At 48.3% G+C, this 12,002-nt stretch carries 9 protein-coding genes and 1 tRNA gene; 3 read left to right on the forward strand and 7 right to left on the reverse strand.

From position 1 onward, the window contains the following. Positions 1-394: 394 nt before the first annotated feature. Positions 395-2,887 (reverse strand): AsmA-like C-terminal region-containing protein, encoded by a 2,493-nt coding sequence (locus DC20_RS07590; protein WP_157593089.1) that lies wholly within the window; start codon positions 2,885-2,887, stop codon positions 395-397. A gap of 189 nt (positions 2,888-3,076) precedes the next feature. On the opposite strand from DC20_RS07590, the gene DC20_RS07595 reads away from it, so the two are divergent. Next, positions 3,077-3,151: transfer RNA gene (locus DC20_RS07595), tRNA-Val, on the forward strand. A 323-nt stretch (positions 3,152-3,474) separates the two neighbouring features. Here the strand turns inward: DC20_RS07595 and DC20_RS07600 are convergent. Together DC20_RS07600 and DC20_RS07605 are read right to left on the reverse strand one after the other, a co-directional pair. Next, a complete protein-coding gene (locus DC20_RS07600; protein WP_062543274.1) occupies positions 3,475-6,630 on the reverse strand; it encodes a glycoside hydrolase family 2 TIM barrel-domain containing protein in 3,156 nt (1,051 codons plus the stop codon). 171 nt (positions 6,631-6,801) lie between these two features. Beyond that, positions 6,802-7,068 (reverse strand): hypothetical protein, encoded by a 267-nt coding sequence (locus tag DC20_RS07605; RefSeq protein ID WP_062543275.1) that lies wholly within the window; start codon positions 7,066-7,068, stop codon positions 6,802-6,804. A 493-nt stretch (positions 7,069-7,561) separates the two neighbouring features. Between DC20_RS07605 and DC20_RS07610 the strand changes: the two genes are divergently transcribed. Both DC20_RS07610 and DC20_RS07615 read left to right on the forward strand, forming a co-directional pair. Further along, positions 7,562-7,759 carry a hypothetical protein gene (locus tag DC20_RS07610; RefSeq protein WP_062543276.1) on the forward strand — a complete coding sequence of 66 codons (198 nt, stop codon included), beginning with the start codon at positions 7,562-7,564 and terminating at the stop codon, positions 7,757-7,759. A 74-nt stretch (positions 7,760-7,833) separates the two neighbouring features. Further along, positions 7,834-9,000 carry a hypothetical protein gene (locus tag DC20_RS07615; protein WP_062543277.1) on the forward strand — a complete coding sequence of 389 codons (1,167 nt, stop codon included), beginning with the start codon at positions 7,834-7,836 and terminating at the stop codon, positions 8,998-9,000. A gap of 486 nt (positions 9,001-9,486) precedes the next feature. Here DC20_RS07615 and coaE read toward each other — a convergent pair whose 3' ends face one another. Genes coaE through DC20_RS07635 form a run of 4 tightly spaced genes read right to left on the reverse strand, consistent with a single transcriptional unit; the run spans position 9,487 to position 11,983 of the window. Further along, complete coding sequence (coaE, locus tag DC20_RS07620) at positions 9,487-10,095, reverse strand: dephospho-CoA kinase (RefSeq protein ID WP_062543278.1); 609 nt, start codon at positions 10,093-10,095, stop codon at positions 9,487-9,489. 3 nt (positions 10,096-10,098) lie between these two features. Beyond that, positions 10,099-11,079 (reverse strand): YbbR-like domain-containing protein, encoded by a 981-nt coding sequence (locus DC20_RS07625; RefSeq protein ID WP_062543279.1) that lies wholly within the window; start codon positions 11,077-11,079, stop codon positions 10,099-10,101. Positions 11,080-11,087: 8 nt separating this feature from the next. After that, positions 11,088-11,420: a preprotein translocase subunit YajC gene (yajC, locus tag DC20_RS07630; protein WP_062545865.1), complete on the reverse strand. Its 333-nt coding sequence runs from the start codon at positions 11,418-11,420 to the stop codon at positions 11,088-11,090. 14 nt (positions 11,421-11,434) lie between these two features. Further along, positions 11,435-11,983 carry a DUF1573 domain-containing protein gene (locus DC20_RS07635; protein WP_062543280.1) on the reverse strand — a complete coding sequence of 183 codons (549 nt, stop codon included), beginning with the start codon at positions 11,981-11,983 and terminating at the stop codon, positions 11,435-11,437. Between the last annotated feature and the right edge of the window lie 19 nt (positions 11,984-12,002).

A 12,002-nucleotide genomic window follows, 5' to 3' on the forward strand; every position in this document is an offset into this window, starting at 1 on the left:
AAAGTTGTTATGTCTTTTAACGCCCTTATCTGGTGATGGAGAACCTGTGCTCGTTCCAAATTCGGTCGTTTTTGTAGACAGCCTTCCGGAAGATGCCGTCTTTAGAATACCCATTTTGGTTAAGATGTGCATAGACGCCGGATTGTACTAAAATATGCCCGCGTGGATGCGCACAAAGCCTAACTCCTCAAGACCATAAGCCGTGATAAGCCCCACGGCAATAGCACCATATGATTGTCTGATTTAGTTTTTTCCTAAATTTAACCGAATCTTGGAAGAGTCAGTCTCCAACAGGTTTTCTGGAAAGCACCAAAGTTTAACTTCTACAACGAAGGTGGTGTTCTAAGTCCATTTTCAAGAAACCAGCTCTAAAACACCAAACCCGTTCTCAACCTTAAAAATCAAAAAATACAGTAGAGGGCTTTACGGTTTTCGCTTCTTTTTTTTCTGGGCTCTTGCCCTGGAAGATTTCTTTGATGACTTTCTTCTCTCGCCTTAGGTCAGCGGCAACTTTCTGCCTTACCCTCTGCTGGTCATACGCCACTTTGAAGTTACCCTCCTTGCCTTTGATGGTGAGGAAAAGGTTTGGATTGCCCGTAGAACTGGTGGCGATTACCCCAAAGCGCGCGTCTTTGTCAGGGCGCTGGCTTTTGAGGGGAAGGCGCACGTGGTAGTCCATTACCTGGTCAAATGTGTGCGTGCCTGAGACTGTAATAGAAGACAGGCGGGTGGCACTGGACCTGATCTCCATCTCGGGAATGTAGACAATGCGGTTCCGGATGTAGAAGTTGTTTCTGATCTCAGAAAACCGAAGGTTAGACAACTCATTGCGTTTCACGAACAGGCTGAGTTTCTGCATAGGGGCAAAGTCCAGGAGTTGTCCGTTCCGGAGGATGGTTTTGATCTCGGCCCGCACCAGATCAGTACGTGGCGACAGGTTATGATCCAGATAGGTATCTGAATTAATCTGGGCGGTTAGCTCTCCGCGCAGGTGACGCTGCATGATAAAGGTCTGCCCAAAATCCTCAAACACATAGAAAAGGCTGTCTACGTTGATGTTGTCCAAATTAGCGATGGAGGTTACCTTGATCAAGGGCCTGCGGGCATCCATGCTGCCCCTTATTCTGAAACTTCCACCAGCGGCTTGCAAGGCCATTCCGGATGTGGAAAGCACCTTGTCTTTAAGTTGGATGCGCCCATGCAACTGCCTGCCTTTAAACCGCCGGAACTTCAGCCTGTTTAAGGAGGTATTGAGCTCCAGCTCCAGCTGTGCCGGCATGTTGAAAGCGTATGAACCAGCACTTCCTTTCTTGCCGGGAGTTCTTGCTGCTTTGCCTGAAGAGGCGGCCAACACCTGGTCAATATTCAGGAAACGGGAAGAAACATCGGCCTCTATTCTGAGTTTCTGCCCTCTAAATAATATCCAGGCCAAGGCATTCTTAAACTGCCCGCTTACCAGAATGTCAGTGTCTCCCATCTGTCCCTTAAAATTAGAAACTGAAACATTGTTTTTGTTGAGCAGAAGGGTGCCATTGAGGCCAGTGAACGTCATAGGGTGCTGCCGAAAGAGCAAACTCACTTGCCGCAGGGTAGCGTCTCCGTGGGCTTGAATGGCAGGACTGTTAGGGTTTGTCTTGAAAGTGTGCAGATTCCCGGAGAAGGCAAACCTTACCTGGGCCTGCCCGCTTCCCTTTTTAAGGTCTTTTGAAGGAAACAGCCCTAAAACATGGGCCAGGTCTACCTGGGCATTGAGCTGGAGCTGCAAATTAGGATTAGAGAAGTTCTTATAAACTACCTCTCCGTTAAAAGGTTTCCCGTGCAAAGTGCCTTTAATGTTGCGCAACTCCAGCAGCGACGTCTGGCTGTTCCGCTGCGCCCCGTTAGTAAAGCGCCCCACCAAAGTTACTTTCTCTACTTTCCCTTTATAGTCTGGGTGGTACAACGATGCTCCCCGGGCCCCGAACTCAACATCCAGGAACGGGTTCTTTGAAGAGGACATTTCCCCTTTTACCTTGCCTTTGAAATAGATGTCCCCATTGCTCCGGTATTGGCCCAACCGATCAGAATAGCGCGGGGGAAGCAAAGCCAGAATAGACTGCACGTCGGTGTTTTTGCCGTTTACGGTAAGGTCCAGCTGCATTTTATTTGTATACCCAATCTCGCCACCCAGCTGGTACACCGCCTTTCCAATCTGAACCTCAGAAGGCTGTAAGGCGATGAGATGCTGCCCGGTATGTATGCTTAGTTTACTGGCTACCGTTATAGCTTTCTCACGCAGGAATTCATTCTCCCCTATTCTGATGGTTTTGATGTGGGTGTTTCCGTTGGCTTTGAGTTGCAGCACCTGCCCTTCCATTTCCAGGGCCGCAGTAAACTCGTGCGCCTGTACGTCATATTTCTGCCGCCTGGGTGCGTCCTGGTACACAACGTGCACATTCTTGAGGCTGATGTGCTGCAGGTCAAACCCCATGGTCTCGTTCTGGATTGTGTCTGCGCTTTGGTAAAAACGGTAGTTGACTTTCCCGTTGGGCAACACCCTGGCCTGCACTTCCCCATCTTCTAAATGGATTTCCCTGATGCGGTAGGTGCTGCGCCATAGATCCCAAGGATGGAAGGTGGCATAAACCTTTTTCAGTTTTGCCAGTGGCGCCTTGCTGCCAGGCACCGCTTCGGTTACCTCTACATTCTGCAACCTAATGGCCACCTCCGGAAATTGCTCCCACCACGTCACTTCTATCTTCTCTACCGCTACCTTGGTTTTGATGTGCTGATTGGCTTCAGCCACAAAAAGCCCGATGATTTTATCTTGATAAACGTACAGCAACCCTCCGGCCAAGGCCATGATCAAAAAAATTCCGGCTACCGCGAAAAAAAAATATTTTACCAACTTTTTCTTACTTCCCACAAACTTTCTGATTTCCAGGCTTTAAATATACAGCTCTCCCGGAAGGCCTCCAATGATTAAACGGTTTTGCATAAATTTTAAATATTTTTCGAAAATGCATTTGGTAGATAAAAAAACATCCCCCATATTTGCATCATCAAACGGGGACAAAAGGTCAACGGAAAACAAAAAGGGATGTTAGCTCAGCTGGTTCAGAGCATCTGCCTTACAAGCAGAGGGTCGCTGGTTCGAATCCAGCACGTCCCACTTCTTAAAAGCCTCACTTCACAGTGAGGCTTTTTTGTTTTACAGGCACTTTGCAAATAATGGGCTTTTCATCCTTGAACCTGTTACCCTTGTTCCTTAGGGATACTACTTCTCTTCAGTACTAAGTTTCTAAAGTCCTTCAGGAGCCAAGTATTAAAAGATTTCTTTTATGCTCTGATATGTATTAACACTTCTAGTTCTTTTCCTTTCTAGCTGCTCCTTTGTAGCTGGATTAAGCGAAACCGTAGAATCAAGACTTGAAGAGTCATCTTCTAAAAGAAACCGCCCCAGACTTTCAACAAGCGGAATCTGGGGCGGCTTGCTTAGTTCTTAGAAAGTTTTGAAGTCTCTTTGGTGATCGGCCTGATGAGATAGCTATAGGTGTATTTTTTCTCAGTCAGTCTATATGGGTCGTGCGGCAAGCGGCCCCAGCTGTCATCCCCTCCCAAACCGCGTTGCTTCAGGTCTATGTGCAGACTCACAAAGTCTTGTTCCTTCAGGTCTACCGGGTGCCGGTTGATCTTCTTTGGACCTTCATCAATGTCTTCAGCGGTGTAGTTCAGGGCTGTGAAGTTGATTGGCTGAAGACCTTCCACCACAATCCCATTGCCAGCATTGTTGGTGAGCTCCACCCAGCGCACATCAGTTTTGTTTCCGCTTTCCTGTGGTCTAATGTACAACTGGTAGTACTGGTTTTCTACTTTGTCTGAATACAGCCCCACCAGAGAAGAGGCTTTCCGGTCACTGTAGTTTTCCCAAGGACCACGGCCGTAGTACTGGAGGTTCTCGTATTTATCATCCAATTGCATGCGCATCCCGAAACGCGGCAACTCTGGCATCTCTATTCCGGTCATGTCCATGGAGGCGGTTACCTGCACAGCACCATCGTTCTGGATGAGGTAGTCCACGGTGTATGGGATCTTCTTCTCGGTTAACGCATACGTTACTTTAATGGGTTGACCTTGCGCAAGCCTCTTCCCAACCTGCACGTTTATCAGTTTCAGTTCCTGATGGGCATTACGCCAGGCAGCCAGTTTTTGCGGCATGTTGTTCCCGAAGTCATTGTCAGTAGCGGCGCGCCAGAAGTAAGGCTCAGGGAATTTCTCCACCGTTTTCTGGCCGTTTTTGCTAAACGAGGTCAATTTCCCTTCTTTCAGGTCAAACTCACCAGACACGCTTCCCGAGGTAAAGTTCAGCTTGTCTTTTTTGGTCTTGATCTTCAGTTTGCCTTCAGGGGTTAGCTTGGTGAAATACGCATCTTTGTTTACCGCAAACTGATCACGGGCTACCTCATGTCCGGCTGGCACAAACGCACTGGCGTTTTTAGTGTAGGCGAATACGTTCACAAAATACTCTTCACCAGGTTGGGCCGTGAATGCAGGCAGTGGCAAGGTCACTTCTTTTTGTTGCAGCGGAGCGGCCGTTACGGCGAAATCACCTTCTTTCTGCACTACTCCGTTTTTGATCAGTTGCCACTTGAACGCGTACTGGTTCAGATTGGTGAAGCCGTATTGGTTGGTTACATTGATTATTCCTTTCTGCGCGTCTTTGGCGCTGAACTGAACACCGGAGTACACTTTTTTCACCTCGTTTAACCCAGGTTTAGGTGTACGGTTGGCGGACACCACGCCGTTGGCGCAGAAGTTTTCGTCGTTGTACAGGTGCCCGCTGCCCAGGTCACCCCCGTAGGCCCAGAACACTTCTCCTTTGTCGTTTTTGGTTTTGATGCCCTGGTCCACCCAGTCCCAGATGAAACCACCTTGCATGTGCTTGCTGCTGTTGATAATATCCCAGTATTCCTGAAAATTCCCGTTGCTGTTACCCATGGCGTGCGAGTATTCACACATGATGTAAGGACGTTCCTTTTTAGCGGCAGCGTACGATTTCATGCTGTTGATGCCGGGGTACATAGGTCCCACGATGTCAGTGTTCCAGTCTTCGCCGGCCTGTTCAAACATCACCAGGCGGGAGTTGTCGCGGCTTTTGATCCACTTGTAAGCATCATGGAATACCGGTCCGTTGCCGCATTCATTACCCATGCTCCAAATGATTACCGAGGCGTGGTTTTTGTCACGCTCCAACAGACGCTCAATACGGTCTAGGTGCGCTGGTGCCCATTCTGGCAGGTAAGCAGGGTGCTTGCTTTTGTCAAATTTGCCTTGCCACTCGGCGCCCATGCCGTGGGTTTCAATGTTGGCTTCGTCTACCAGGTACAGGCCATACTCATCGCATAGTTTGTACCAAAGCGGGTCATTAGGGTAATGGCTGGTGCGCACTGCGTTGATGTTGTAAAGTTTCATCAGCTCAATGTCTTTCAACATAGACTCCTTGGTCACCGCGCGGCCATGCACATCATCGTGTTCGTGGCGGTTTACACCTTTGATCAGGATAGGCACGCCGTTCACCAGCATATGCGAGTTTTTTAGTTCCACTTTCCGGAAACCTACTTTGCTGCCGGTTACCCCTATGGTTTTGCCGTTGGCGTCTTTAAGAGTGATTACACAGTCATACAGGTTCGGATGCTCTGCGTTCCAGGTCAATACATTGTTGAGGGTACCGTTGAATTTGAGCTGCAGCTTACCGATTCCTTTGGTAGCGATGCTCTTCTCCTGGGAGAACGCTTTTGCGTTGTTTTTGTCAAACAGCTCCAAAAGCACCGTGGCTTTCTCAATGGTTTTGCCGGAGAACTTGCGCAGGTCCACTTCAGCTGAGAACAACCCGTTTTTGTAGGTATCATCCAAATCAGGCTTCAGGAAGAAATCCCAAACGGTTACTTTGGGCAGGGCCTGCAGGTACACATCCCGCTCCAGGCCGCTCAAACGCCAGAAATCCTGGTCTTCCAGGTAGCTGCCATCATGCCAGCGGATCACCTGAACTGCCAGTTGGTTTTCACCTGGTTTCAGGAATCTGGTCACGTTAAACTCAGCGGTTGATTTGGAGGCCTTGGTCATGCCCACTTCCTGCCCGTTCACAAACACCCGTCCGTAGCCGGAGATAGAGCCGAAGTTCAGCATCACTTCCTGTCCGTTCCAGGCAGCCGGCACAGTGAACGTGCGGCGGTACGTGCCTACCGGGTTATACACCTGGTCTATGTAAGGTGGTTTGGCCGGAAAAGGGTACTTCACATTGGTATAGATGGGAATGTCATGTCCCTGTAACTCCCAGTTAGAAGGAACTGTGATGTTGGACCATTTGCTGTCATCGAAACCAAGTTTGTAGAATTCCATGGGCCGCTCCGCCACCGACTTCACAAGGGAGAATTTCCAGGTACCGTTAAGTGACTGATGATAGGGGGACGTACTGTAATCGTTTTTACGAGCGTCCGCAGCAGTGGCGTAGAGCATGAAGCCCACGTGGGGCTTTTCCTTGTTCCGCTCGTACACCTTTGGGTTTTCCCATTCATTGACTGCCTGCCGTGCCACCACATACTGTGACAAGAAGAAGCAACAAAGGGTAAGTAACTTTCGCGTGCGTGTCATGTAAGCTTTATAAAAAATGAATAATAAAAGGGTATTTCAATATCCTGTTGCTCTCTATTAAAGAGCCTCTTGTGGTGCAAAATGGACAGAATCTACCTAAATTACTTTAACCGGGCTCAGCAAGCATTTACCCAAAGAAGAGATGATTACCTCTAACACTCTGTTTTAAGCCTATTTTACCAAAAGATCCAGTGTTTGGGGAGTTAACCCGGGAGACAGGATGGTTTCCTTAACTTTGCCGGGTTCCTGGGTGGCCTGGAGGTAGGCTAGCGGTTTCCCATGCAGCACTTTCCGTTTCTCAGATTTATAGTTCTCATGACTGGTATGGCTTCCGTTCTCCATCCCAATCAGCTGGGCAGGTCCTTCTACGGTAACCGTCATTTCATTATCAGCGCCGTACACCAGGTTGCCGTTTTTGTCTACCACGTTTATCTCCACATGGGCTACTCCTTTTCTGAGAGTAGCTCCTAAAGATAGAAAGATGCATAAATTGTTTGCGGCTTCTTTTCAGAAACCAGTCCCTAAACACGTCTGCAAAGGACTTGCCCTACCTTGCTCCGGTATGGGCAAGTATTCTCTTCTGCATCACGGTTTTCTATCGTACTTAGTACTCGCAATTACTTCTTGTGATATCCAGTTTGTAAGGTGTTTTCTAAAAACAACTTACAAACTGTTGCTACCCTAGGGTTCTTTGCCGTTACACTCTCAGCTTCTCTGGACAGGGTAGCTTTCTTCTATTCTTGTGTCAGCCTTACTTGTTTCAGCCTTAGTTCCCACCTTATCTCTCACCCCCTAAGGATCCATTTAGACAGTGGTAAATCCATGTTTTGGTACAAACCTGAATCTGCTTTTTGCGTTGTACCTCATACTCGTTGCCTTACTAAGCCGGCAGGGAGTATTCACTTGCATTGAAAAACCGAGGACTACTACCGTGAAAGAAGACACTTACCTTTTGTTGAACCAAGGCTGGCAATCTAGCTTTAAACCCATCTACTTCCTGGGCTTTGATATATCCTGGCTGGTCATGGAAGAAGCATTCATCAGCCCGTTTGATCATAGAAAGTACTCTTTCAATGAGGCCATGCGCATAGCTCTCAACTCACAGGCAAATCACGAATGGGCCGCTTAGGCTAACAGAAATGGGCGTCGCTATGGTGCTTCAAGGCATTTGCGTAGTTTTGCCTTTCTAAGCTCTATCCTTTTATGCACTTACTTGAAGTTAAAGACGCGGCTACAGTCAAAGCTTTTCTAGATCTTCCGTCCACTATCTACCAAGACCATCCCAACTGGATCCGTCCACTTGATAAGGACATTGAGCAGGTTTTTAATCCGAAGCAGAACCCTAACTTCAGAAATGGCGCGGTCATCCGGTGGATTCTGCAGGACCACAAAGGAAAAACTATCGGTCGGGTAGCTGCTTTTGTGAACAACAAGACTAAGAATGCTTCTGAATATGTGACTGGCGGCATGGGCTTCTTTGAATGCACCAATGACCAGGCTGCTGCCAATACTTTGTTTGATGCCTGCAAGAACTGGCTTTATGCTCAAGGCATGGAAGCCATGGATGGGCCTATCAATTTTGGGGAGCGGGACAAGTGGTGGGGACTGTTGGTGCAGGGCTTCACAGAACCCAATTACGGTATGTTCTACCATGCTCCGTATTACCAGAAGCTGTTTGAAAACTATGGCTTTCAGGTGTATTTCAAGCAGTACACGTTCTACCAGGATACCCACGTACAATTCAGCCAAAAGATCATACAGCGCTCCAAAGCCTTGGAGGAGACCCCGGGTTACAGTTTTGGGCATCCTTCTAAAAACAACCTCGAAAAACTGGCGCAAGACTTTCTGGAGGTATACAACAAAGCATGGGCCGGGCACTCGGGCATTAATGAGATGACCTTTGAGAAGGCCTTGAAGATGGTGAAGAGCATGAAGCCTGTCATGGTGGAAGAGTTGATCAGCTTTGTGTACTTTGAAGGCAAACCCATTGCCTTTTTCATCATGCTGCCAGAACTGAACCAGATTTTCAAGCACCTCAACGGCAAGTTTGACCTTCCTGCTAAGTTGAAGTTTCTTTATCACCGCTGGCGGTACAACCAACGCACAGATAAGAAGGTGTTCGGGGTAATTTTTGGTGTGGTTCCGGAATTCCAGTCCAAAGGGGTGGACTCTTATATGATCGTGCATGCCCAAGGTCCGTTGAATGCTTATGGAGCGAGAGAGATAGAGATGAACTGGGTGGGGGATTTTAACCCGAAGATGATGTTAGTGACGCGGGGCTTGGAGGCGCGTATCTACAAAACGCACATCACTTATCGGAAGATCTTTGATCCTTCAAAGCCTTTTACCCGCTACCCTATAATTAAGTAGAGATCATGGTTTAAGGCTGCTTTTTGTAAAACAGCCTTAAAACTTATTAGCTTCTGTTAGTAGAGGCTGGCGTGGTTGTGCACGTCTTTTGCCGTGGCTGGCGAGGTTGGCGGTTGATGCGAGGCCCTTATGCTGGGTTGTTTCATCTCCGGTGATATGCGCTCACGTCCGCGAGGCCTCGTCTTCCCCTCTCGCACTGCCCTTTCGGCCTGAGCTGCCTGTTCCTTTTAGCTTCTACCTATCTATGGCCAAAAGCGAGGCGCTCGATGGAAAGACTGGAACAGGGGAATGTAACAAAGGCTGTTTTCCTCTTAACCCTTTTACATGGTTCAAGTCTGTGACTTGGACCTACCATGACCTGAAGTTTGCAACTTCAGTGCGGCGACAGCCCCAAAAGGAATATAGGATTGAAAATTCTACGCTTATGTTGTAAGTAAGCCTCTTATTTTAAGAATTGGAATTCACTAGAACCTGTACTCCAAGAAGTTATATACCCTTTCTCCCAGCGGCTAACTTTAAGAAGTCCTCATGCAGTTGCACTACCTGCGGAAGTACCAGTTGGGTATCGTCGTTGTAGAGCACAAATTGAGCACGGGTCACCCGTTCTTCTTCTGACAGTTGCTTGCTGATGATCGCTTCTACTTCGGTGGTGGTGCGGTGCGGGTCGCGTTGGAGGGTGCGGGCTAACCGGAGGGGCAAAGGCGCTGAGATTGTAAGCACGTGGTCTACCTGCGTGTAGGCATTAGACTCAAACATGAGGGCCGCCTCTTTTAAGATATAAGGTGCCTGTTGCTGCTCCATCCAGCGGTAAAAGTCTTTCCGGACTTGCGGGTGCACCAAGCCATTCAATTTTGCCAATTCTGTGGCATTATGAAATACTTTTTGGCTTAAGTATGACCGGTTCAGGTTTTGATTGGCATCAAAAGTATCAGGACCGAAGACAGAGATGAGTTGTTCGCGCAGTTCGGGGTCATGGTTCATCACCCATTTGGCGCGGGTGTCAGAATCATAAACAGGCACCCCCAGTAGCTGGAAACATTTACACACGATGCTTTTCCCAGACCCTATTCCGCCGGTAATGCCAATTTTCAACATGGGCTACTGCGGCGTTAAAGAGATCTTCACTTTACCAGGCACCACTGCTACTTGTTTCAAATGGGGAGGCCTCTGCAGGACAGTAGGCACAATGGTAGAATCTGCAGGGTTGAACTTCTGAAAGTCTAGCGCTACCTGAAAAAGCTCGGGCTGAATCAGATCCCGGTTTTGGGGTAGGTAAGCGTATTGCACCACTACCGGGCCGTTCACTAGAAGTAACCTATAGCCAACCGGAAAGTTCTGCAAAACTGGTTGTACAAGAAGCTCTTTCTTTTCAAAGGCAATGACTCCAAACTGAACCTCGGCCTCGCTCACATCTGCTTTCACCAGAGATGTAAAATCATAGGCAAGAGGCACTTCTGCTTTGAAAGGACCGGTTAAGCTTTGGGAAGGCAGCGCTAAAAGAAAAGGATTTGGAAACTGGTTCAGGATGAGTTCTGGCCCGGTGAAGGTCACCGAATCTGGTCGTACTTTGACGGGGCCTTTGAACACATAGCCGGGCGCTACTTTCACCTGAGTAGTGTCAATGGCCAGTTGAAATTTGCGGGTTACTAAACGGTCAAAATCAAAGCTGATGGTGTCTGTAACCACAAAGTTCAGGTTCAGGCCATCCAGCACATTAGAGATTGCGGGCCGCAGGGCTTGCCCGGGCAGTTGCTTCACTGCAGATAAGTTCCGGATGGTTAATTCGGCCGGCTTTACGTTGAAGAGAAGGTTTTTGCGGAGCAGTTTCCAGCCTTTGCCGGTAACATTGATCACTACTTCCTCAGGCAGGGGCTTTACCGGCACCAGAGCAGCAGGATCATACTTGAATTCAATGGGGTAAGAGACCTGAGCCGTATAACTCTTGTTTAGGGCATTCAGGAGCCAGAAGGTACCCGCCGTTAAAAAACAAAGCAACACCACCCTCCAGTACTGTTTCTGCTTGGGCGAAAAAGGCCTCAGTAACCAGAGGAGGGCGTGCTTTGTTCTGTTAAATGGCAAGGTGAGGGTTACGCGTTTGTAGTGGATTCTGTATTGGCATTCACCCGACTAGTGGCTTCTACCGCAATCGCTACTTTGTCAAACTTAAGCTTGATGCCCTTGTCTACTTCAATCCAGACGGTATCATCATCTATGCTTAATAAGCGGCCGTGGAGCCCACCAATGGTCACCACGTTCATGCCGCGTTTTAATTCTTCCCTGAACTTCTTCTGGTCTTTTGCTTTCTTCTGCTGCGGACGCACCATGAAGAAGTAAAATACCAGAATGATCAAGCCAATGAACAGGAAATTGGAATACAGGTTAGCCCCTCCTGGGGTAGCTTGCAATAAGATAGTTAACATAGGTTGCTCTAACATTACATCCGAACAGGTCCATCTGCTCCTGCCTGTGGCACAGTACCCGTAATGTTGGTTTTGATCACCACCTGGTTTATCTGCGGATCAGTGTTGGCGGTGATGGTGATTTGTTTTGACTGCTGACCAGTTTTGCCGGTTGGGTCAAAAACTACTTTGATTTTACCAGTCTCACCTGGAGCTACTGGCTCATGAGGCCATTCCGGAACCGTACAGCCGCACGTAGCAGAAGCGTTCTCAATGATCAAAGGAGCTTTACCGGTGTTGGTGAACGTGAAGGTGTGCTCTACTTTTTTATCTGCCTTGATGTTCCCAAAGTCAAATTCAGTTTCCTTGAACGTCATCACCGGCTTAGGAGCATTTGGGTTTACTGCTTCCTGGCCTGCTACGTTAGGGTTAGTAGCGGGGTCATTGGCGGCAACAGGAGCGCTGCCTTCAGACGCGTTCTGCTCAGTGGCAGTAGCAGTCTCTTCTGTGGTTGCTTTTTTCTCGCAGCTAGAGGTCCAAAGGCCGCCAGCTAAAAGTAACGCGATTATAAATTGCTTTTTCATAAAAATTAAAGCCTATTAA

It is taken from the genome of Rufibacter tibetensis (assembly GCF_001310085.1).
GTDB lineage: Bacteria > Bacteroidota > Bacteroidia > Cytophagales > Hymenobacteraceae > Nibribacter > Nibribacter tibetensis.

Excerpts from the sequence above, each read along its gene's own strand:
- DC20_RS07600 (WP_062543274.1), bottom strand. The coding sequence starts at position 6,630 with ATGACACGCACGCGAAAGTTACTTACCCTTTGTTGCTTCTTCTTGTCA.
- DC20_RS07615 (WP_062543277.1), top strand. The coding sequence starts at position 7,834 with ATGCACTTACTTGAAGTTAAAGACGCGGCTACAGTCAAAGCTTTTCTA.
- coaE (WP_062543278.1), bottom strand. The coding sequence starts at position 10,095 with ATGTTGAAAATTGGCATTACCGGCGGAATAGGGTCTGGGAAAAGCATC.
- yajC (WP_062545865.1), bottom strand. The coding sequence starts at position 11,420 with ATGTTAACTATCTTATTGCAAGCTACCCCAGGAGGGGCTAACCTGTAT.
- DC20_RS07635 (WP_062543280.1), bottom strand. The coding sequence starts at position 11,983 with ATGAAAAAGCAATTTATAATCGCGTTACTTTTAGCTGGCGGCCTTTGG.